This is a genomic window from Streptomyces californicus (assembly GCF_000717645.1).
Lineage (GTDB): Bacteria > Actinomycetota > Actinomycetes > Streptomycetales > Streptomycetaceae > Streptomyces > Streptomyces californicus.
The window spans coordinates 135,527-157,373 of sequence record NZ_JNZZ01000016.1 but is presented as its reverse complement, the minus strand read 5'-3'; the positions used below and the strand labels follow the sequence as shown (position 1 = coordinate 157,373).

Here is a 21,847-nt window from a genome sequence, read left to right as displayed (position 1 = left end):
GGTGCGCGATCATGGACGGTGATCCTGCCGGGCCGGAGAGAGGCTGCCATGAAGCTGCGCTGTGCCGTCATCGAGGACTTCCAGTCGGTGTCCGCCACCGTGACCGACTGGTCGCCCGTGACCGACGACGTCGAGATCGTGACGTTCACCGAGCACCTGGCCTCGGTGGACGAGGCGGCCGCCGCCCTGGCCGGCTACGACATCGTGGTGACCCTGCGCGAGCGGGTCCCGTTCCCGGCCGAACTGCTCGCCCGGCTGCCCCGGTTGCGGCTGCTCGTCGCCTCCGGCATGCGTAACTCCGCCATCGACTTCGACGCCGCCCGGCGGCACGGCGTCGTCGTCTGCGGCACCGCCAGCTCCGTCACCCCGCCCGTCGAGCTGACCTGGGCCCTGCTGCTCGGCCTCGCCCGGGGGATCGTCCCCGAGAACGAGGCCCTGCGCACGGGCGGGCGCTGGCAGTCCACGCTCGGGGCCGATCTGCACGGACGGACGCTCGGACTCCTGGGGCTCGGGAAGATCGGCGGCCGGGTGGCGCGGATCGGCCTCGCCTTCGGCATGGACGTCCTGGCCTGGAGCCAGAACCTCACGAAGGAGCGGACCGACGAGGTCGGGGTGCGGCTCGCCGCGTCCCGGGACGAACTGCTGGCCGCGAGCGACTTCGTCTCCGTCCACCTGGCCCTCGGCGACCGGACCCGGGGGCTGATCGGCGCCGCCGAACTCGCCCGGATGCGCCCGACCGCGTACCTGGTCAACACCTCCAGGGCCGCCGTCGTCGACACGGACGCCCTGCTCGCCGCCCTGCGCGACGGGGTGATCGCCGGCGCCGCGACCGACGTGTTCGACACCGAGCCGCTCCCCGCCGACGACCCGGTGCGTACGGCCCCGGGGCTGCTGGCCACCCCGCACCTGGGCTATGTGTCCCGCGCCAACTACGAGACGTACTACGGGCAGGCGGTGGAGGACATCCGGGCGTTCCTCGACGGACAGCCGGTCCGCCGCCTCGGCTGACGGGCGGCCCGGTCCCGCCCCGGCCTCCGCCGCGACGCCTCCTTCCCGGCCCGCGAACCGCGGGACTCCACCCGGCCGACACGCCACCGCTCGGCTTTTCGTCCTAATATGAGCGAATTGTCTCTCTGGTGTGCGGGAGGGTGCGCGATGTCCACGCTCACGGTGTGGAAGTTCACGACGGCCGAGGGCGCGGAGAGCGCCGAGGAGACGCTGAAGGCCCTCCAGAAGGAGGGGCTGATCAGGATCCTCGACGCGGCGGTGGTCAGCTGGCCCGCCGACCGGGCCAAGCCCCGTACGAAGCAGCTCCTCGACCTCGTCGGCGCCGGGGCCCTCAGCGGCACCTTCTGGGGCATGCTCTTCGGACTGATCTTCCTCATGCCGCTGCTGGGCGCGGCCGTCGGGGCGGCCGCCGGAGCGCTCGGCGGGAAGCTCGCGGACGTCGGCATCGACGACGACTTCATCGCCGAGGTCAAGGAGAAGGTGACCCCGGGGACCTCGGCGCTGTTCCTCCTCAGCATGGACGAGGTGCCCGAGCGGATCGCCGCCCGGCTGCCCGGCGACGGCGCCGAACTCCTCCACAGCAACCTGGACACCGAGCGCGAGGCCAGGCTCCGCGACGTCTTCGGCGACGAGGCGGCGTGAGCGCCGTGCCGCCCCGTCCGACGGGGTCCGCCCGGTGAGCGCCGCCGACGCCGTGACCGACTCGCTGGCCGGGCTGCGCGAACGGTTCGCGGCCGTACGGGAGGGGAGGCCGGCCGACTACATCCCCCAGCTCGCCCTCGCCGACCCCGACGCCTTCGGGCTGGCCCTGGTGAGCATGGACGGACACCGCTACAGCGCGGGCGAGGCGGAGGTCCCCTTCACCCTCCAGTCCGTCTCCAAACCCTTCGTCTACGCCCTCGCGCTCTCCGCGCTCGGCCTCGACGAGGTCAGCCGCTGGGTGGGCGCCGAGCCGAGCGGCGAGGCGTTCAACGCCATCAGCCTGGAACCCGGTACGGGCCGGCCCGCCAACGCCATGGTCAACGCGGGCGCGATCGTCACCACCGCCCTGGTCCCCGACACCCCCGACGAACCCGCCTTCGACCGGATCCTGCACTGCCTGGGCCGCTTCGCCGGACGTGGACTGGACGTGGACGAGGAGGTGTTCGCCTCCGAATCGGCGACCGGCGACCGCAACCGCGCCCTGGCCTACCTGATCCGCTCCACCGGCACCCTGCCCGTCGACCCGGTCCGGGCGGTCGACCGCTACTTCCGCCAGTGCGCGATCCGCGTCACCGCCGTCGACCTCGCCACCATGGCCGCGACCCTCGCCTACGGCGGGGTCAATCCGGTGACCCGTGAGCGGGTGGTCTCCGCCGAGGTCGCCGCCGGGGTCCTCGCCGTCATGGCGACCTGCGGCATGTACGACGGCTCCGGCGACTGGCTCCTGCGCGTGGGGCTGCCCGCCAAGAGCGGCGTCTCGGGCGGGCTCATCGCGGTGGGCCCGGCCCGCTTCGGGGTGGCGACGTACAGCCCGCCGCTGGACGCGACCGGCGGCTCGGTGCGCGGCCACGCGGCGCTGGAGGCGATGTCGCGGCGGTACGGGCTCCACCTCATGCTCAACCCCGCGCTCCCCGGCTCCACCGTCACCCTCGTCACCACCGCCGACGACCTGCCCTCGGCGCCCTCGGGGGAGCGAGGGCTGCGCGGCAGGGTCGGCGTGGTCGCCGCACAGGGGGCCATCGACTTCACCGCCGCCGAACGCGTGCTGTACGCCCTGGACGAGTCCGGCCCTGACGGCGGCCCGGTCGTGCTCGACCTGCACGACGTCACCGCGATCGACTCCGTGGCCCGGGGGATGCTGCACAACGGACTCGCCCGGTTCACCGCCGACGGGCGGCGCGCGGCCGTGGTCGACCCGAAGGACCTGCTCGGGCCGGTCGACGCCGTACGGGAGCGGACCGGCCGGGACCTGCCCCGCCACGCCACCCGCGAGGATGCCGTGGCGGGGCGTGCGCGGGCCCTGGCCGGTGAGGACTGACCTCTACTGCCAGATGGAGCCGACCCACTCGGGGTGGTCGACGAAGGGGTTACGGTTGTGCTGGAACCGCTCGAATATGACGTCGTTGCGGCGCTTCTCGAAGGAGTCCGGCGGGTCTTCCTGGCTCCACTGCTTGAGGACGGAGAGCTTGCCCATCCTCGGCGCGGACCCGTTGTCCACCTGGTCGTTGGGTTCGAGGTCGGCGAAGGAGTCGTTCCCCTCGTACCGGACCGCCATGTAGAGGATCATGCGGGCGACGTCGCCCTTGACCTCGTCGCGCGGCTCGAAGGAGTCGCCGTCGGTGAAGTTGCCGGGCGCGTCGCCCAGTTCGCTCCCGCCGTTGTCGAAGTCCTTGTTGCCGCGCGTGGAGTTGACCTGCACGTCCTCGGGGCGCAGGTGGTGGATGTCGGTGCCCGGGCCGGTCGCCGTACCGAAGTCGCCGTGCGACTTGGCCCAGACGTGCTCCCGGTTCCACTGCCCCGAGCCCCCGCCGTTGTCGTTCTTGGACTGGGAGCGCCCGGTGTACAGCAGGATGACGTTGGAGGAGTCGGCGGGGTCCTCGTCGGTGGCCTTGAGGGCGTCCCACACCTGGCTGTAGGAGAGCTTCGTCTGGTCGCTGATGATCGTGTGCAGGGCCGCCTTGAGTTCGGCGCCGGTCTTGCCGACGGCGTCCTGGTAGTACGTGTCGTCGAGGGCGGCGGCGAGGGCGGTGTGACGGCCGGGCGGGGTGTCCACCGGCGCTGCGGCGGCCGTGCCCGACAGGACGGTGACGGCGGCTGCGGCGGCCAGGAGTGGACGCGCGTAGAACGAGAGACGACGGGACATGTGGGGTGTCCTCTCCGTAACGCGGACGCCGCGAGCGGGCCCCCTCGGTGCGGGGTGCTCGCGCGGCGGCCGTGCGGTAGGTGGTCAGCCGGGAGCCTTCCACAGGCACCGTGCCGCACGTGTGAACACGGTGTACCTATCATGTGCAGGTCAAGATTGGGGGTGGCGGAGCCCCCGGAACCGGGGCCGGGGAGCCCTGGCTCCCCGGCGGTCCCGCCGGTCCCGGCGGCCGGAGCGGGACGTCCGGCGGGCGTTCGGCGACGGCTATCCGGCGGCCCACTCGCGCAGCGCCCGGACGGAGCCGAAGTCGGCGACGTTCCTGTCGAGCGGGTCGTCGGTGTACTGGTGGATGCGCCAGTCCGCCTCGATCCGGGGCTTGCCCGCGGCGACGTAGTCGGCGATCCACAGCCCGTCGCCCGCGTAACCGGTGGTGTCGTGGCCCAGCCAGAAGGCGCGGTTGCAGTAGAGCAGGACCCGGTGGCCGGGGCGCTCCTTCTTCACCGCCTTGATGAAACGGTCCTTCTCGGCGTTGCTCGCGCGCGTCCCGCCACCGGTCTGCTCCCAGTCCAGCGCCAGCAGGTCGCCCGCCTTCTCGGGCGTCCTGTCCAGGAAGTGGTCGACCTGCTCCGACACGTTCCCCGGCCAGAGGAAGTGGTAGAAGCCGACGACGCAGTCGGCGTCCCGGGCCCGCTTGACCTGGGCGTCCAGGTGGGGATTGACGTAGGTGCGGCCTTCGGTGGACTTGATCAGGACGAAATCGACACCGTCCGTGTCGTAGGAGGGCTGATAGGCGCTGACGTCGACACCGTGGAGCATGGGCACCGCCTCGGGAGGAAGGGAGCGATAACGTCCCTCTCCTGCCCACACCCCGGGCCCCGCAAGGGCTGATTCACTCTTCCGGGTAGCGGCCGTGTCCTCCTCGGATGCGGCAGGGTCCCGGGGGAGCGAGAATTGCCGCAAGGACGAGGAGGCGGCATGAGCGAAGAGCCCGAAACCGTATCCGAGGCCCTGGCCGGACCGGACGGCGTCACGCCCGACCGGCTCCTGCACACGGGCGCGAGCGACCGGCCGAGCCCGGAGGACCTGGTACTCGCCTCCGGACGCGATCTGACCCCGGAGAACCTGGAATGGGCCCGCCGCAAGCTGGCCGACGAAGGACGCTCGGCCATCGACAAGCAACTGCCCTGACGGCCCGCGAAGCCCGGAGCCACCCGGCGGACGGGCGGGCGGAGCCGTACGCCGAGGTGACGGCGGCCGGGCGGCCGGAGAGCGTGTGGGGCGCCTCCGGCCGCCTCGGCTAGCCTGAGTGGCCTATGAACCGCTTGACGACCCCGCAGGGCACGTTCGAACTCGCCCGCTTCCCCGAGCACCCGCGCGACCCCTTCCAGGCGTGGGACGCCGCCGACACCTATCTGCTCCAGGAGCTGGCGGACCCCGAAACGGGCCCGGTCGACCTCTCGGGGACCGTCGCCGTGGTGGGGGACCGGTGGGGAGCGCTCGCCACCGCCCTGGCCGCGCACCGCCCGGTGCAGATCGGCGACTCCTACCTGGGCCGGCGCGCCACGCTCGCCAACCTCGCCCGCAACGGGCTCGACCGCGACGCGGTGGGTCTGCTGTCCTCCCGTGACACCCCGCCCGACCGGATCGACGTCCTCCTCGTCCGGGTGCCCAAGTCCCTGGCGTTCCTGGAGGACCAGCTCCACCGCGTCGCCCCCGCCGTCCACGCGGACACCGTGGTCATCGGCACGGGCATGGTCAAGGAGGTCCACACCTCCACGCTCAAGCTCTTCGAACGGATCATCGGGCCGACCCGCACCTCCCTCGCGGTCCGCAAGGCCCGCCTGATCTTCGCCACCCCGGACCCCGCCCTGCCGCGTACGCCGAGCCCCTGGCCGTACCGGTACGAGCTGCCCGCCGACGTGGGCCCCGCCTCCGGACGCACCGTCGTCAACCACGCCGGGATCTTCTGCGCGGACCGCCTCGACATCGGCACCCGCTTCTTCCTGAAGCACCTGCCCACCCGGGGCGGGGCCGCCCGGATCGTCGACCTCGGCTGCGGCAACGGCGTCCTCGGGCTCTCCGCCGCCCTCGCCGACCCCGACGCGCACATCACGTTCGTCGACGAGTCCTACGGGGCGGTCGCCTCCGCCGAGGAGACCTTCCGGGCCGGCGCCCCCGACGGGGCGGAGGCGGACTTCCTGGTCGGCGACGGGCTCACGGACCTGGCCCCCGGCAGCGTGGACCTGGTGCTGAACAACCCGCCCTTCCACTCGCACCTGGCCACCACCGACGCGACCGCCCGCGCGATGTTCACGGGCGCGCGGACGGCGCTGCGCCAGGGCGGCGAGCTGTGGGTCGTGGGCAACCGGCACCTCTCCTACCACACCCATCTCCGCCGGATCTTCGGCAACTGCACCACGGTCGCGGGCGATCCGAAGTTCGTGGTCCTGCGGGCCGTCAAGCGCTGAGACGGCGCCGCGCGCCCCGGCCCTTCCAGATTCTTGCAACAGGTTCTACTCTGTGCGCCGCCGCACACGGACGGCGCCGAAGCGAGACTCTGGAGGGGTCGTGCACCTCGCATACACACCCGAGCAGCAACGGTTACGAGCCGAACTGCGCGCCTACTTCGCGACCCTGGTGCCGGACAACGCCTACGCCCGGTACGCCGAGCCCGCCGCCCAGAAGCGCTTCTACCGCGACACGGTCCGCAGGCTCGGCGCCGACGGCTGGCTGGGGGTGGGCTGGCCGGAGGAGTACGGCGGCCGGGGGCTGACCCCGATGGAACAGTTCATCTTCTTCGACGAGGCCGCCCAGGCCGGCGTACCGCTGCCGCTGATGGCGCTCAACACCGTCGGCCCGACGATCATGCGATTCGGCACCGAGGAGCAGAAGGCCCGCTTCCTGCCCGGCATCCTCTCCGGGGAGATCGACTTCGCCATCGGGTACAGCGAACCGGAGGCGGGCACCGACCTGGCCGCTCTCAGGACCCGGGCGGTGCGCGAGGGCGACACGTACGTCGTCAACGGCCAGAAGATCTGGACGACCAACGGCGACACCGCCGACTGGGTCTGGCTCGCCGTCCGCACCGACCCCGACGCCCCGCCGCACAAGGGCATCACCATGCTCCTGGTCCCCACCGGCGACCCCGGCTACTCCTGCACCCTGATCAACACCCTCGCCTCGCACGACACGGCCGCCAGCCACTACGAGAACATCCGCGTCCCGGTCTCCCACCGCGTGGGCGAGGAGAACCAGGGCTGGCGCCTCATCACCAACCAGCTCAACCACGAACGCGTCACCCTCGCCGCCCACGGCACGATGGCGATCCGCGCCCTGCGCGACGTCCAGCGCTGGGCGGCCGGCACCGAGCTCGCCGACGGACGCCGGGTCATCGACCTCGGCTGGGTCCGCGCCCTGCTCGCCCGCACCCACACCCGCCTCGACGCGATGAAGCTCCTCAACTGGCAGATGGTCACCGCGGTCCAGGACGGCACCCTCACCCCCCAGGACGCCTCGGCGGTCAAGGTCTACGGCTCCGAGGCCCGCCGGGACGCCTATGCCTGGCTGATGGAGGTCGTGGGCTCGGCGGGCGCCCTCAAGGAGGGTTCGGCCGGCGCGGTGCTCCACGGCGAACTGGAACGCGGCTACCGCTCCGCCGTGATCTTCACCTTCGGCGGCGGGAACAACGAGATCCAGCGCGAGATCATCGCCTGGATCGGGCTCGGGATGCCCCGCGTGCGGCGGTGAGCCGGTGCGGGCCGTTCCGCGGGGCCGGCCGGATCGGGGCCGCCCGGGACGTCCGTGCTGCGTGCGCTCCCGGTCCTGGCTAGCGTGAGCGCTGGGGGACACGCACCTCGATCAGTAAGGAGCCCCGCGATGGCCTCAGCACCGCATCCGGCCGGCGGCGACCTGGGCCGGCGCATCGCGGCGCGCCGCCTCCAGCTCGGACTCTCCCGGCAGGACGTAGCCCTGCGGGCAGGCGCCGCGCCCGGCTACATCGAGTACGTCGAGGAGCAGTCCGCCACGCCGGGCGTCGGGTTCATGCTCCGGCTGGCCGACGCGCTGGAGACCACCGTGCGGGAGCTGTCGGGCGGGGAGGTCGACCTGCCGTCCGGCGCGGGCCGGGGCGCCCGACGCGCCCGTATGGTCGAACTCGACGAGGCGATGTGCTGGACGCTGCTGGGCGACCACGGGGTGGGCCGGATCGCCCTCTCCACGGCGGACGGGCCGGTCCTCCTGCCGATGAACTACCAGGTGAGCGAGGGCGAGGTGGTGTTCGGCACGGCGGAGGGCTCCCCGCTGGCGGACGCCGCCGACACGGAGATCGCCTTCGAGGCCGACCACATCGACGACGCCTTCAGCAAGGGCTGGAGCGTGCTGCTCGTCGGAACCGTGCACGCCGTGACCGACGAGGAGGCCGCGCGCCGGCTGCGGGAGGCCGCGTACGCGACCCCGTGGGCGGGACCGGAACGCCGGCATGTCATGGTCCTCGTGCCCCGGCGGATCACCGGGCGCAGGATCGTCGTTCCCGACGCCCCGGGCGACACCGACGGGCCTTGAGCACGCGGCGGGCCCGGACGGCGCCACACCGGGCCGGGGCGGTGTCGCCGAGGGCCCGGTCGGCTTCACGTCGGGCCCCCGCCGTGCGACGCCCGGCTCAGACGATGTCGAGGACTTCCGCGACCGGCCGCCGGGGCGTGGCCGTCCCCGCGGGGCCGTAGCCGAACCGGAACACCATCTGCACGAAGCCCGTCCGGGAGCGCGGATCGCGCGCCAGGTCCCTGAGCTCGGGCCATTCGAGGGGCTGGGAGATCATCGAGGTCGCGAGACCGTCGAGCGTGGCCTGCAGCAGCACCCGCTCCACGCTCTGGCCGGCCCGCAGCCAGTCCTCCGGCAGGTCCGCCTCGGTGCACAGCAGCGCCGTCTGCGGCCGCTCCTCGAACGCGGCCGCCGCCCGGTCCGGGGCGCTGTGCGTGACGTCGAAGTCCCGCGCCGGGGCGGACGTCCCGTGCTGGCGGGGGCCGAACGCGGAGGACGGGACGCCCTCGGTGGCGGGGCCCTCGCCGGCCCGGCCGGTGCGGGTCCAGGTGACGATCTCGGCCCGCATCGCGTCACTGGCCGACTCGAAGAGTTCCGCGTCGTGCACGAGGTCCATGACGGCGTCGGCGTGCCAGCTCCCCGGCACGATCAGCCGGCCCCCCTCCAGCAGAGCCGCGGCGCCGAGCCCGTCCAGGATCTCGGGGGCGATCGGTTCCGGGGAGAAGGGGAACCGGCTGGTGTGCCGCCGCGCGACGGCGGGCCGGAGATCCGCCAACCCGGGGTCGGTGGTCCCGCTGTCCTCCTCCAGCACGACGTCGACGAGGCGCCACGGGTCGAGCGGATCGGGCATCAGCTCGGGGACGGCCCGCCACCCGTGGTACGCGGCGGCCACCCGCAGATTCAGCAACGCCGCCCCGCACCCGATGTGCAGGGCCCGGTGGTCCGGGTCGCCCACCGGCAGCGTGCGCTCCGGATCGCCGTACAGGGAGAGGAGGCGGGTGCCGGCGCGGTGGCGGAACCGCCACGGCTGCGCGTTGTGCATGGACGGCGCGGTCACCGCCTCCTCGACGAGCGAGGGGACGATCGCGGTGACGCGGTCTTCGGTCGTGGACATCGTCTTCCCGCCTCCTGCCGGTCGTCGTGCGGTGGGCCGACGCAGGGTCCCGGACGCGCGTGCCCGGCCGTCGTGAGCGCGCCCGGCGGCCTCTGCCGACATTGTCCCAGGAGCCTCCGGGCGCGCGCACGCCCGGAGCGGGGCGGGGTCTAGGGTCGGTCCGCCGGGGCCTCCCCCTCCGCGCGGGCGCGGAGGGCGGCCTCGAACTCCTCGGCCCGGGCGAGCTGGACGCGCAACCTGCCGACCTGCTCGGCGGCGTCCCGCTGATAGGAGCGCACCCGCGCCAGCAGCGCCTCGCGCTGTTCCGTGGGGAGCGGGCCCGGCCCGTCCAGCCGGTCGGTGGCGTCGAGCAGGTCGCGCATCTGGTCCAGGGTGAAACCGAGCGGCTTCATCCGCCGGATGACCATGAGCCGGGCGACGTCGGTCTCCGTGTAGAGGCGGAACCCGCCCTGGGACCGGGCGGAGGGCGTCACGAGGCCGGTCTCCTCGTAGTGGCGGATGGTGCGCAGCGAGAGCTCGGTCCGTGCGGCGACCTCGCCGATCTGCATGTGCTTGCCGTCCACGCCCGTGCCCCTGGTCTCTCTTCGTCTCCCCGGAACGTCCCCGGGCCGTACTCGGGCCGCCTCGGGACGCCGCCGCGGGACGGGAGCCCCATCGCGGCACCGGCGTCCATCTCTACCCTTACGTCAGGGTAGAGTTGCCGGTGGCGAGGCGGCGTACCGCTGCCCGTCGTGCCGGAGCGCGGTGTCGCCCCCGGCGACCTTCCGATTGTCGCAGGAGACGAGCGTGCGCGAGCCCATGACGCCCGTCGCCGCCCCCTGCCCGCCGTGACCCCCGCAGCCGCCGTGCCCGCCGCAGCTACGTGACGCCCCGGTCGCGCGCGTGACCGCGGCCGGGACGGTACGGGCCCCACCGCCCGCTCCGGGCTCTCCGTTCCGAGTGCGGGGTCCCTCCCACGGGGGCTGTCCGGCACCCCGCCGTCTCCGCGTGTCCGCCCGAGGGCCGGGCGCGCCCCACCCAGGATGAGGTCCTCCTCCTTTGTCGTCCCTCACCACCCCCTCGCTCTCCCCGGCCGCGCGGCTGCGCGGACTGAAGCCCGACTGGCTCGCCGATCCGAAGGTCTGGCGCACCGAGGTGCTGGCCGGTCTGGTCGTCGCGCTGGCGCTGATCCCCGAGGCGATCTCGTTCTCGGTCATCGCGGGCGTCGATCCGGCGCTCGGGCTGTTCGCGTCCTTCACCATGGCCGTGACGATCGCTGTCGTCGGCGGCCGACGGGCGATGATCTCCGCCGCCACCGGGGCGGTCGCGCTCGTGATCGCCCCGCTCAACCGGGAGCACGGCCTCGGACACCTCGTCGCCGCCGTCATCCTCGCGGGCCTCTTCCAGGTGGTGCTGGGGGTGCTCGGTGTGGCGAAGCTGATGCGGTTCATCCCGCGATCGGTGATGGTCGGCTTCGTCAACTCGCTCGCCGTCCTCATCTTCATGGCGCAGGTCCCCGAGATGCGGGACGTCCCCTGGGCGGTCTACCCGCTGATCGCCGGCGGCCTGGCGCTCATGGTGCTCTTCCCCCGGATCACCACCGTCGTGCCGGCCCCCCTCGTCTCCATCGTCATCCTCACCGCGATCACCGTCGGCGCCGCCATCGCCGTGCCGACCGTCGGCGACAAGGGCGCGCTGCCGTCCTCGCTTCCGGCGCCGGGACTCCCCGATGTGCCCTTCACCCTCGACACGTTGACGACGATCGCCCCGTACGCGTTCGCCATGGCCCTGGTCGGACTGATGGAGTCGCTGATGACCGCCAAGCTGGTCGACGACATCACCGACACCCCCTCGAACAAGACCCGCGAGTCCGTGGGGCAGGGGATCGCCAACATCGTCACCGGCCTCTTCGGCGGGATGGGCGGCTGCGCCATGATCGGCCAGACCATGATCAACGTGAAGGTCTCCGGCGCCCGCACCCGCCTCTCCACGTTCCTGGCGGGCGCGTTCCTCATGGTGCTGTGCGTCGCCTTCGGCCCGATCGTCTCCGACATCCCGATGGCCGCGCTGGTCGCCGTGATGGTCATGGTCTCCTTCGCGACCTTCGACTGGCACTCCGTCGCGCCCGGGACGCTCCGGCGGATGCCGGCCGGGGAGATCGCGGTCATGGTGATCACCGTCGTCTGCGTCGTGGCCACCCACAACCTCGCCATCGGCGTCGTCGTCGGATCGGTCACCGCCATGGTCGTCTTCGCCCGGCGCGTCGCGCGCTTCGCCGACGTCACCAGCGTCACCGGACCCGACGGCGCCACCGTCGTCCACCGGGTCACCGGAGAGCTCTTCTTCGCCTCGTCCAACGACCTCGTCGGCCGGTTCGACTACGCGAACGACCCCGACCACGTCGTCATCGACCTCAGCGCCGCCCACATCTGGGACGCCTCGTCCGTCGCCGCCCTCGACGCCATCGGCGCGAAGTACGCCCGGCGCGGCAAGACCGTCGAGATCACCGGTCTCAACGACCCGAGCGCACGCCTCCACGGACGTCTCACCGGCGAACTCGCCGCCGAGCACTGACCGTACGCGAGCACGGGGCCCGGTCCGGCGCCGCTCCCGGCCGCGAGAGCCGCGAGGCCCGGGGGCCCAGGGCGCGGAGGTGACGACCGCGGGGGCCGCGCGGATCCCGGCCGCCGGAGGTCCGGCGACCCCGACCGCCAACGGCGCGGTGTGAGCGGGCGGTACGCGGCCCACCAGCCACTCCGTCCCCCCGGCGGCCGCCCCGCCGCGTACCGTCCCGGCCGACCGGCAGCCATACTGGACGGGACCGGGGAGGGCGCAGTGCCCGCGGCGGGGGCGGCGGGGCGACGGGGAACGACGGGGGCGGGAAGCGGGAGATGACGGAGACCAGGCGGATCCAGAGCCGCTACCGGCTGATCGAGCTGATCGGGCGGGGCGGCATGGGCGAGGTGTGGCGCGCGCTCGACGAGTCGCTGGGCCGTCAGGTCGCCGTCAAATGCCTCAAACCCGTGGGCCCGCAGCACGATCAGGCGTTCACCCGCGTGCTGCGCGAACGCTTCCGGCGCGAGGCCCGGGTGGCCGCCTCGCTCCAGCACCGGGGCGTCACCGTCGTCCACGACTTCGGCGAGTACGAGGACGTCCCGTACCTCGTCATGGAGCTGCTCGACGGGCAGAACCTGAGCCAGCTCCTGGAGGAGAACGAGCAGCACCCGCTCCCCGTCGAGCACGTCGTCGACATCGCCGAACAGGTCGCGGACGCCCTCGGCTACACCCACCGGCGGGGCATCGTCCACCGCGACCTCAAACCCGCCAACATCATGCGGCTGACCGACGGCACCGTGAAGATCTGCGACTTCGGCATAGCGCGGCTCGGCCACGACATCGGCATGAGCTCCCGGCTCACCACCACCGGCCTCGCCATGGGCACCCCGCACTACATGTCGCCCGAGCAGATCAGCGGTCAGGAGGTCGACCACCGGAGCGACCTCTACTCGCTGGGCTGCGTCCTGTACGAGATCGCCACCGGGTCGCCGCCGTTCGACCAGGAGGACGCCTGGGCCGTCCTCGTCGGCCACCGCGACACCCCGCCGGAGCCCCTGCGCACCCACCGCGCCGAACTGCCCGGCTTCTTCGACCGCGTCGTCCTCGACCTGCTCGCCAAGGTGCCCGAGGAACGGCCCGCGGACGCGGGCGACCTGCGCCGCCGCATCGTCCTCGGCCGGACCGGCGAACAGCCCGCGCTCGGCCCGTCGCCCGTCGCCCGTCCGGAGAGCGGGCAGACGGCCGCCGCGCACGGGACGGCCATGCCCGCCTGGACCCGCGCCATGACCGCCGGCCACCGGGCCTCCGGCTCGGCGCCCCCGCCCGCCGAACGCCCCGACCCGGCCGCCGGTCTGACGGGGCAGTGGACCACCGCGGCCTCCACCGCCCCGCACACCGGCACCTTCGTCTCCATCTCCGCCGGGCCGCCCGCCCCCGACCTCCTCGCCACGCTGGAGGAACGGCACAGCGCCGGGATCGACCTCGGACGGCTCGGCCGCTGGACGGAGGCGGCCCAGGTGCACCGCGAGGTCGCCGCCGAGCGCCTGCGCCTCCTGGGTCCGGACCACCCCGACACCCTCGCCAGCCGGTACGAGATCGGCTTCACCCTCTCCCGTACGGGCCGGGCCGACGAGGCGCTGCGCGAGTTCACCCGGGTCGCCGCCGGCCGGGAGGGCGCCCTGGGCGCCGACCACCCGCAGACCCTCGCCGCCCGCCAGGCGACGGCCCACGCCCTGGGCCGGCTGGGCCGGCACGCCGAGGCCCACGAGGTGTACGAAGCGGTGCTCGCCGTCCGTGAACGCGTCATGGGCCCCGACCACCCCGACACCCTGCGCTGCCGCCACAACCTGGCGTTCAACCTCAGCCGGCTGGGGCGGCCGGAGGAGTCCTGCCGGATCGCCCGTGAGGTCGCGGACGCCCGCGCCCGCCTCCTCGGGCCGGACCACCCCGACACCCTCGTCACGCGCTACGAGGTGGCGTACACCCTGGGCAGGCTGGGCCGCTGGGCGGAGGCGCTGGAGATCTACCAGGACGTCGCCCGCGCCCGCGCGACCACCCTCGGCGCCGACCACCCCGACACGTTCGCCGCCCGCTACGAGGCGGGCATCAGCCTCGGCCGGCTCGGCCGGGACGCGGAGGCCCTGGAGGTGTACCGCTCCCTGGTCGCGGACCGCACCCGCGCCGTGGGCGAGGCCGACCCCGAGACGCTGCGCGCCCGCCACGGCCTCGGCGTCAACCTCGGGCGGCTGGGCCGCTGGGAGGAGGCCCTGGCCGAGGCCCGCGCGGTGTGCGCGCTGCGGGAGAGCACCCTGGGGCCCGACCACCCGGACACGGTGATCAGCCGCCGGGAGGTTGCGGCCGGGCTCGGCTGGCTCGGCCGGTGGAGCGAGGCCCTGGGGGCGTACCGGCAGGTCGCGGCGGCCCGTACCCGCACCCTGGGCCCGGACCACCCCCAGACGCTCGCCGCCCGCGACGACGAGGCGCACTGCCTGGAACGGCTCGGACAGGCGTAGGACGGGGCGGGAAGGTGCGGCGGGTCAGGCGGGCCCGGACGGTCCGGAGGCGCCCCGGTCAGCAGGCGGCGCGGGCCCCGGCCCGTCGCCTCTGGCCGGGGCCGAGGCCGGCGTGCTACGAAGGTGCATGCCCGCACCCCAGAGCCCCGCACCCCACGACCCCGCAGGCCGGCCCGCCGTCCGGGCGGGCTCCGGGCCCGGGGCGCCCTCCCGGGACCGCTACGACGCCGTGATCGTCGGCGGCGGCCACAACGGCCTGGTCGCCGCCGCCTACCTCGCCCGCGCCGGGCGGTCCGTCCTCGTCCTGGAGCGGCTCGGCGCCATCGGGGGAGCGGCGGTCTCGACCCGCCCCTTCGCCGGGGTGGACGCCCGGCTCTCCCGGTACTCGTACCTGGTGTCCCTGCTGCCCGGCACGATCGTCCGGGACCTCGGCCTCGACTTTGCCGTACGCAAGCGGACCGTCTCCTCCTACACCCCCGCCGTGCGCGACGGCCGCCCCACCGGGCTGCTCGTCGCGGGCGAGGGCACCCGGGAGTCCTTCGCCGCGCTGACCGGGAGCGGACGCGAGTACGCGGCGTGGCAGCGGTTCTACGCCATGACGGGGCGGGTCGCGGCCCGGGTCTTCCCCACGCTCACCGAACCGCTGCCCACCCGGAGCGCGCTGCGCGAGCGGATCGGCGACGCCGACGCCTGGCGGATGCTGTTCGAGGAACCGCTCGGGGTGGCCGTCGAGGAGACCTTCACCGACGACCTCGTGCGCGGGGTCGTCCTCACCGACGCCCTGATCGGCACGTTCGCCGACGCCCACGACACCTCTCTCCTACAGAACCGGTGCTTCCTTTACCACGTGATCGGCGGCGGCACCGGCGACTGGGACGTCCCCGTCGGCGGCATGGGCGCGCTCACCGACGCGCTGGCCGCCGCCGCCCGCGCGGCCGGAGCCGAGATCCGCGTCCACCACGAGGCGACCCGGATCGAGACCGACGGGACCACCGCCGAGGTCACCGTCCGCACCGTGGACGCCGAACACACCGTCGCCGCCCGCCGCGTACTGGTCAACGCCTCACCGCAGGCCCTCGCCGCCCTGCTCGGCGACCCTCCGCCCCCGGCCGCCGAGGGCGCCCAGCTCAAGGTGAACATGCTGCTCACCCGGCTGCCCAGGCTCCGCGACCGTACCGTCGACCCCCGCCGGGCGTTCGCCGGAACCTTCCACATCTCCGAGGGGTACGGGCAGTTGGCCGACGCCTACCGGGAGGCGTCGGCCGGGCGGATGCCCGCCGCACCGCCCTCGGAGATCTACTGCCACTCGCTGACCGACCCCTCGATCCTCGGCCCCGACCTCGCCGCACGCGGCTACCAGACCCTCACCCTCTTCGGCCTGCACACCCCCGCCCGGCTGTTCGCCGCCGACAACGACGCCGCCCGCGCGGCCCTGCTGACGGCGACCCTCGCCGAACTGGACGCGCATCTGGAGGAGCCGATCACCGACTGCCTGGCCCTCGACGAGCGGGGCGAACCCTGCATCGAGGCGAAGACCCCGCTGGATCTGGAACGTGACCTGAGGCTGCCCGGCGGCCACATCTTCCACCGCGACCTCGCCTTCCCGTACGCCGAGGACTTCCCGTACGCGGAGGAGGGCGCCGGGTGCTGGGGCGTGGAAACCGCCCACCCCACCGTGCTGCTCTGCGGGGCGGGCGCGGTGCGCGGCGGGGGCGTCAGCGGGGTTCCCGGCCACAACGCGGCGATGGCGGTCCTGGAAGGGTGAGAGGCACCGGGGGTGCGTCCGGCGGCGGACGGGGCGCCGGCCCATAACGCACCGGCACCCCGCCCCGCCCGCGGCTCAGTCGGCCGACAGCACCCAGCCGGTCGCGGCGATCCGCCCGGCGTCCCGGGCCCGTCCGGAGTCGAAGACCGTCGCCCTCCCGTCCCGCACCCGGACGGAGTCCACATAGGCGCCGCGCCCCACGTACAGCCGGTCCGTGGTGTACCGCCACCGCAGGCGGAGGTCCTCGCCGCGCCAGGCCGACAGGTCCGCGTCCAGCCGGTGCCACACCCGCCCCGACCAGCCGGAGACCGCGCCCGTCGGGTGCGGCACCGGGGCCGGGCGGTGGTGGCCGGACCCGGAGCCCACGGTGGTGAACGGCACCGGCTGCCACTCCTGCCCCGTCGACGCCTCCAGCACCAGGGCGTCGGAGCCGGGCTCGGTGTCCCACCACAGCGCGCACTCCAGCCGGGCCCGGGAGGAGCGCGGCCGCAGGACCGGCAGGGTGAGCGTGGCCGTGGTGGCGCTCGCCATCCCGGAGAACCAGGCCGTACGCCCGCGTTCCGGCCGGACCGCGACGGCCCGCGCCAACTGGTTGGCGGTCGCCACCCGGGGTGCGCTTCCCGAGCGCCAACTCCGCACCGGATGAACGGAGTTGCCCAGCACGATGAGGAACGTGTCGGTCGTCGGGTCGAGCACCATGCTGGTGCCCGTGAACCCGGTGTGCCCCGCACTGCGCGGTGTGGCCATGGCCCCCATGTACCAGTGCTGGTAGAGCTCGAAGCCGAGACCGTGCTCGTCGCCGGGGAAAGCGGTGTTGAAGTCGGTGAACAGCAGCTCGACCGACTCCTCGGACAGCACGCGGGAGCGCCCGTAGACCCCGCCGTTGAGGAGCGTACGGGCGAGGACCGCGAGGTCCCAGGCGCAGGAGAACACCCCGGCGTGGCCCGCGACCCCGTCCAGGCTGTAGGCGTTCTCGTCGTGCACCTCGCCCCAGACCAGCCCGCGGTCGATCCCGGACCACGGCGGCCGGGCGTCCTCGGTCGCCGCGATCTTCGGCTTCCAGGAGGCGGGCGGGTTGTAGCGGGTGCGGCGCATCCCGAGCGGGACGGTGATCTCGTCGCGGAGCAGGGCGTCCAGCGGGCGGCCGGTGATCTTCTCCAGGATCAGCTGCAGCGAGATCAGGTTGAGGTCGGAGTAGAGGTAGGCGCTGCCGGGGGTGCTCGCCGGGACCTCGTCCCAGAGCCTTCGGAGCTTGCCCTCCCGGGTCGGCTCCTCGTACAGCGGGATCCAGGACCTGAACCCCGAGGTGTGGGTGAGGAGTTGGCGGACGGTGATGTCCTGCTTGCCGCCCCCGGCGAACTCCGGGAGGTACGAGGCCACCGTCGCCTCCAGCTCCAGGCGGCCGCGCTCGATCTGCTGGACCGCCAGCAGCGAGGTGAACAGTTTGGAGATCGACGCCAGGTCGAAGACGGTGTCCTCGGCCATGGGGATCTGCTGGTCCGCGGGGAACTCCACCCCGGTGTCGGTCTTCTCGTCGTACGCCGCGTAGCGCACCGCCTTGCCGATCGGCCGGTGCAGCGCCACGGTGCCGCCCCGCCCGGCGAGCAGCACCGCGCCCGCGTACCAGGGGTGCGCGGGGGAGTCCGCGAGATACGCCTCGGCGTCCCGGACGAGCTGGTCCAGCGGCCCCTGGAGCAGCCCGGCGCGCGCCGCGCTCCCGTGCCGCAGCGTGGGCCGGTGCGCCCCTGTTCCCATGCCCGCTCCCGTGCCGGCCGCTTCCTGCGCCGCCCCCGCGTCCGGCCCGCCGCGCGGGGCCGCGCCCGCCAACGGGATCGGCGTCAGCGCGAGTGCGCCGCTCAGCGCCAGTATCCCGCCGCCCAGCCGTCGCCGCGGGATGCCGCTCCCGGCGACCGCTCCGCCTCCCCGCTCGTCCGCCGTACGTCCACGGCCCTGCGCGTCCCCGGTCATCCGCAACCCCTTCCCGTGCCCGGCGTCCGGTCGCCGGGCCGCGCCCGTACGTCCGGAGCCGCGCGAAAGTAACTTCCGAAATCTCGTCGGGCAGTGAAAGTTCCTGCCGACGCAGAGGCTACTTTCGCCTCCGCCCTTCCGGGCCGGTTCGGCGGCACAAAGAATCTGACACAGCATCAGAAAATCTCTTCCCTCGTCCGCACCGCTGCGGCATCCTGCCGCCCATGGAGACGGAACTGAGCCGCCAACTGGGAATCGAGCACGCCATCTTCGGCTTCACGCCGTTCCCCGAGGTCGCCGCGGCGATCACCAGAGCCGGCGGTTTCGGCGTGCTCGGGGCCGTCCGCTACACCGACCCCGACGACCTCGAACGCGACCTCGACCTCCTGCACCGGCACGCCGACGGCAAGCCCTACGGCCTCGATGTCGTCATGCCCGCCAAGAAGGTCGAGGGCGTCACCGAGGCGGACGTCGAGGCGATGATCCCGGAAGGGCACCGAGGGTTCGTCCGAGACCTGCTGGCCCGCCACGGGGTGCCCGAGCTGGCCGAGGGGGAGACGTCCGGCTGGCGGATCACCGGCTGGATGGAGGAGGTGGCACGCGGCCAGCTCGACGTGGCCTTCGACTACCCGGTCAAGCTCCTCGCCAACGCGCTCGGCTCCCCGCCCGCCGACGTCATCGCCCGCGCCCACGACCACGGCGTTCTCGTCGCCGCCCTGGCCGGGAGCGCCCGGCACGCCCGGCACCACGCGGAGGCGGGCATCGACGTCGTCGTCGCCCAGGGGTACGAGGCGGGCGGCCACACCGGTGAGATCGGCACGATGGTGCTGGTCCCCGAAGTCGTCGAGGCCGTCGCCCCGCTGCCCGTCCTCGCCGCCGGCGGCATCGGCAGCGGCGAACAGGCCGCCGCCGGGCTCGCCCTCGGCGCGCAGGGCGTCTGGCTCGGCTCCCTCTGGCTCACCACCGAGGAGGCCGACCTGCACTCCGAGGCGCTCACCGCCAAACTGCTCGCCGCCGGCTCCGGGGACACCGTCCGCTCCCGGGCCCTCACGGGCAAGCCCGCGCGCCAGCTCCGTACCGAATGGACCGACGCCTGGGACGACCCGGCGGGACCGGGCGCCCTGCCCATGCCGCTGCAGGGGCTGCTGGTCGCCGAGGCCGTCTCCCGGATCCAGACGTACGAGGTCGGCGCGCTGCTCGGCACACCCGTGGGGCAGATCGTCGGCCGGATGACCGGCCGACGCAGCGTCCGGGCCGTCGTCGACGACCTCACCCGCGGCTTCGAACGGGCCGTCACCCGCATGAACCGCATCGCCGGAAGGAGCGACACATGAACCAGCCGCCGAACGGCTTCTGGGCCCAGGCCGCGGTCGACCCCGACCGCACCGTCCTCGTCACCCCCGGCGGCGAGGCGTGGCGCGCGGGCCGCCTGCACGCCGAGGCCAACCGCATGGTCCACGGCCTGCGCGCGGCCGGGCTGCGCGAGGGCGACGCGTTCGCCGTCGTCCTGCCCAACGGCGTCGAACTGCTCACCGCCTACCTGGCCGCGGCCCAGGCCGGCCTCTACCTCGTCCCGGTCAACCACCATCTGGTCGGACCCGAGATCGCCTGGATCGTCGCCGACTCGGGCGCCCGCGTCCTCATCGCCCACGAACGTTTCGCGGCCACCGCGACGGCCGCCGCCGACGAGGCGGGGCTGCCGGCCACCCACCGCTTCGGCGTCGGAGACGTCTCCGGCGCCCGCCCGTACGCCGACCTGCTCGCCGGCCACCCCGCCTCCCCGCCCGAGGACCGCACCCTGGGCTGGGTCATGAACTACACCTCGGGCACCACCGGCCGTCCCCGCGGCATCCGCCGGCCCCTGCCCGGGAAGAAGCCCGAGGAGACCCACCTCGGCGGGTTCCTCGGCATCTTCGGCATCCGCCCCTTCGACGACAACGTGCACCTGGTCTGCTCGCCGCTCTACCACACCGCGGTGCTCCAGTTCGCGGCCGCGGCCCTGCACATCGGCCACCCGCTCGTCCTGATGGACGGCTGGGACCCGACGGAGATGCTGCGCCTCGTCGACGCGCACCGCTGTACCCACACCCACATGGTGCCCACCCAGTTCCACCGGCTGCTCGCCCTGCCCGAGCAGGTGAAAGCCCGGTACGACGTCTCCTCCCTGCGGCACGCCATCCATGGTGCGGCCCCCTGCCCCGACCACGTGAAACGCGCCATGATCGACTGGTGGGGGAGCTGCGTCGAGGAGTACTACGCGGCCAGCGAGGGCGGCGGCGCGTTCGCCACCGCCGAGGACTGGCTCAAGAAGCCCGGCACGGTCGGCAAGGCGTGGCCCATCAGCGAACTGGCCGTCTTCGACGACGACGGCAACCGGCTCCCGCCCGGTGAACAGGGCACCGTCTACATGAAGATGAGCACGGGCGGCTTCACCTACCACAAGGACGAGACCAAGACCCGTACGCACCGGATCGGCGACTTCTTCACCGTCGGCGACCTCGGCGTGCTGGACGAGGACGGCTACCTCTTCCTCCGGGACCGCAAGATCGACCTGATCATCGCGGGCGGCGTCAACATCTACCCCGCCGAGATCGAGTCCGCCCTGCTCACCCATCCCGCCGTCGCGGACGCCGCCGCCTTCGGCATCCCGCACCCCGACCGGGGCGAGGAGGTCAAAGCCGTCGTCGAACCGGCCGAGGGCCACGAGCCGTCGGACGCTCTCGCCGCCGCGATCCTCGCCCACTGCGAGGAGCGGCTAGCCGGTTACAAACGGCCCCGGTCCCTCGACTTCATCGCCGCCATGCCCCGCGACCCCAACGGCAAGCTCTACAAACGGCGGCTGCGCGCACCGTACTGGGAGGGCCGCGAACGACCGCTGTGAGGCGGGGGCGACCAAGGACGGGCGACCGGGCGCGGCTGGGCGTGGGGCCGACCTCGTCAGGCGGGCGTCATGAAGTTCCGGGGACGTGCGCGCGGGAGCACGAGCCGTGGTTCCGTGGCACCGTGCGGCGTTCGCGGAGCGTGTCCGGGAGTGCAGGGTGCTCTCCGACGGGTTCAGGCGGTGGCGAGGCGGGTGAGGGTGTCCTGGAGCCGGCGGACCGCTTCTTCGGCTTCCGCGTAGTGCCGGAGGGACGGCGGGACGGCGCCGAAGGTGTGACCGTGCGGGGCGGGAACGGCACGCCAGCGCAGGACGGGCGTGAGGGCGGTGGCAGCCGCACCGAGGAACCAGGCCATGGGGCCGTGTACGCGGGCGAGGGCGATGGCCACGGCGGCAAGTGCTTCCCGCAGGTGGCCCAGCCGAGTGACCGCGGGCAGTTCCCGCTGGGACTGAGGGGTGCCCGCGGCGGCGCACAGATCTGCGGCGACACTCGCCGCGACGGTCCGGTCGTTGGCTGACGGGACCCATTTGTGCTCGCGGATCTGCCATTCGGCTTCCTCCGCCAGTCCTTCGACGGCCTCTCGCATGCCCATGCCCGCGATGCTATGCCCCTGCTCATCGGCTGCGGAGCGCGGGCAGGCAGCCCGCGCTCCAGCCCGATGGCGCCGGTCGGGGGTCTGCG

General features: G+C 73.7%; 18 protein-coding genes. 12 read left to right on the top strand and 6 right to left on the bottom strand.

Translation table 11 applies throughout. The features are described from left to right. Positions 1–48 precede the first annotated feature (48 nt). The 3 genes from IF19_RS0121150 (at position 49) to glsA (ending at position 3,028) form a co-directional block, all read left to right on the top strand. Positions 49–1,008 carry a D-2-hydroxyacid dehydrogenase family protein gene (locus IF19_RS0121150; RefSeq protein ID WP_030116917.1) on the top strand — a complete coding sequence of 320 codons (960 nt, stop codon included), beginning with the start codon at positions 49–51 and terminating at the stop codon, positions 1,006–1,008. A 147-nt stretch (positions 1,009–1,155) separates the two neighbouring features. Then, positions 1,156–1,650 (top strand): DUF1269 domain-containing protein, encoded by a 495-nt coding sequence (locus tag IF19_RS0121145; protein ID WP_030116918.1) that lies wholly within the window; start codon positions 1,156–1,158, stop codon positions 1,648–1,650. A 34-nt stretch (positions 1,651–1,684) separates the two neighbouring features. Further along, complete coding sequence (gene glsA / locus IF19_RS0121140; RefSeq protein ID WP_030116919.1) at positions 1,685–3,028, top strand: glutaminase A; 1,344 nt, start codon at positions 1,685–1,687, stop codon at positions 3,026–3,028. Positions 3,029–3,031: 3 nt separating this feature from the next. Here the strand turns inward: glsA and IF19_RS0121135 are convergent, their stop codons facing one another. Further along, positions 3,032–3,853, bottom strand: a complete 822-nt coding sequence (locus IF19_RS0121135) for an endonuclease I family protein (RefSeq protein WP_030116920.1) — start codon at positions 3,851–3,853, stop codon at positions 3,032–3,034. Positions 3,854–4,117: 264 nt separating this feature from the next. Further along, positions 4,118–4,669, bottom strand: a complete 552-nt coding sequence (locus IF19_RS0121130) for a GH25 family lysozyme (protein ID WP_030116921.1) — start codon at positions 4,667–4,669, stop codon at positions 4,118–4,120. 159 nt (positions 4,670–4,828) lie between these two features. Between IF19_RS0121130 and IF19_RS0121125 the strand changes: the two genes are divergently transcribed. The 4 genes from IF19_RS0121125 to IF19_RS0121110 all read left to right on the top strand — a co-directional run bounded on the left by IF19_RS0121125 (position 4,829) and on the right by IF19_RS0121110 (position 8,413). After that, the gene (locus tag IF19_RS0121125; RefSeq protein ID WP_030116922.1) at positions 4,829–5,041 is read left to right on the top strand and encodes a hypothetical protein; all 213 of its coding nucleotides are present in this window, start codon (positions 4,829–4,831) and stop codon (positions 5,039–5,041) included. Positions 5,042–5,166: 125 nt separating this feature from the next. Further along, on the top strand, positions 5,167–6,321 hold the full coding sequence (locus IF19_RS0121120; RefSeq protein WP_030116923.1) for a methyltransferase: 1,155 nt from the start codon (positions 5,167–5,169) through the stop codon (positions 6,319–6,321). A 100-nt stretch (positions 6,322–6,421) separates the two neighbouring features. After that, positions 6,422–7,600, top strand: a complete 1,179-nt coding sequence (locus IF19_RS0121115; RefSeq protein WP_030116924.1) for an acyl-CoA dehydrogenase family protein — start codon at positions 6,422–6,424, stop codon at positions 7,598–7,600. Between the two features lie 129 nt (positions 7,601–7,729). Further along, positions 7,730–8,413, top strand: a complete 684-nt coding sequence (locus tag IF19_RS0121110; protein ID WP_030116925.1) for a helix-turn-helix domain-containing protein — start codon at positions 7,730–7,732, stop codon at positions 8,411–8,413. 97 nt (positions 8,414–8,510) lie between these two features. Here IF19_RS0121110 and IF19_RS0121105 read toward each other — a convergent pair whose 3' ends face one another. Together IF19_RS0121105 and IF19_RS0121100 are read right to left on the bottom strand one after the other, a co-directional pair. Then, positions 8,511–9,506, bottom strand: coding sequence for an Acg family FMN-binding oxidoreductase (locus tag IF19_RS0121105; RefSeq protein ID WP_030116926.1), 996 nt, complete (start codon positions 9,504–9,506; stop codon positions 8,511–8,513). Positions 9,507–9,655: 149 nt separating this feature from the next. Next, positions 9,656–10,069 (bottom strand): MerR family transcriptional regulator, encoded by a 414-nt coding sequence (locus IF19_RS0121100; RefSeq protein WP_030116927.1) that lies wholly within the window; start codon positions 10,067–10,069, stop codon positions 9,656–9,658. 475 nt (positions 10,070–10,544) lie between these two features. On the opposite strand from IF19_RS0121100, the gene IF19_RS0121095 reads away from it, so the two are divergent. The 3 genes from IF19_RS0121095 (at position 10,545) to IF19_RS0121085 (ending at position 16,319) form a co-directional block, all read left to right on the top strand. Then, positions 10,545–12,059 carry a SulP family inorganic anion transporter gene (locus IF19_RS0121095; protein WP_030116928.1) on the top strand — a complete coding sequence of 505 codons (1,515 nt, stop codon included), beginning with the start codon at positions 10,545–10,547 and terminating at the stop codon, positions 12,057–12,059. 317 nt (positions 12,060–12,376) lie between these two features. Beyond that, complete coding sequence (locus IF19_RS0121090; RefSeq protein WP_030276710.1) at positions 12,377–14,554, top strand: serine/threonine-protein kinase; 2,178 nt, start codon at positions 12,377–12,379, stop codon at positions 14,552–14,554. Between the two features lie 127 nt (positions 14,555–14,681). Then, entirely contained in the window at positions 14,682–16,319 is a 1,638-nt protein-coding gene (locus IF19_RS0121085) for a phytoene desaturase family protein (protein ID WP_199807298.1), read from the top strand. Between the two features lie 75 nt (positions 16,320–16,394). On the opposite strand, the gene IF19_RS0121080 is transcribed toward IF19_RS0121085, so the two are convergent. After that, a complete protein-coding gene (locus tag IF19_RS0121080) occupies positions 16,395–18,287 on the bottom strand; it encodes a serine hydrolase domain-containing protein (RefSeq protein ID WP_030116932.1) in 1,893 nt (630 codons plus the stop codon). Positions 18,288–18,511: 224 nt separating this feature from the next. On the opposite strand from IF19_RS0121080, the gene IF19_RS0121075 reads away from it, so the two are divergent. Both IF19_RS0121075 and IF19_RS0121070 read left to right on the top strand, forming a co-directional pair. After that, positions 18,512–19,621 carry an NAD(P)H-dependent flavin oxidoreductase gene (locus IF19_RS0121075; RefSeq protein ID WP_030116933.1) on the top strand — a complete coding sequence of 370 codons (1,110 nt, stop codon included), beginning with the start codon at positions 18,512–18,514 and terminating at the stop codon, positions 19,619–19,621. After that, positions 19,618–21,168 carry an acyl-CoA synthetase gene (locus IF19_RS0121070; protein ID WP_030276706.1) on the top strand — a complete coding sequence of 517 codons (1,551 nt, stop codon included), beginning with the start codon at positions 19,618–19,620 and terminating at the stop codon, positions 21,166–21,168. Before IF19_RS0121075 ends, IF19_RS0121070 begins: the two co-directional genes overlap by 4 nt. A gap of 173 nt (positions 21,169–21,341) precedes the next feature. Here IF19_RS0121070 and IF19_RS0121065 read toward each other — a convergent pair whose 3' ends face one another. Beyond that, positions 21,342–21,758, bottom strand: a complete 417-nt coding sequence (locus tag IF19_RS0121065; protein ID WP_030116936.1) for a hypothetical protein — start codon at positions 21,756–21,758, stop codon at positions 21,342–21,344. Positions 21,759–21,847: the final 89 nt, after the last annotated feature.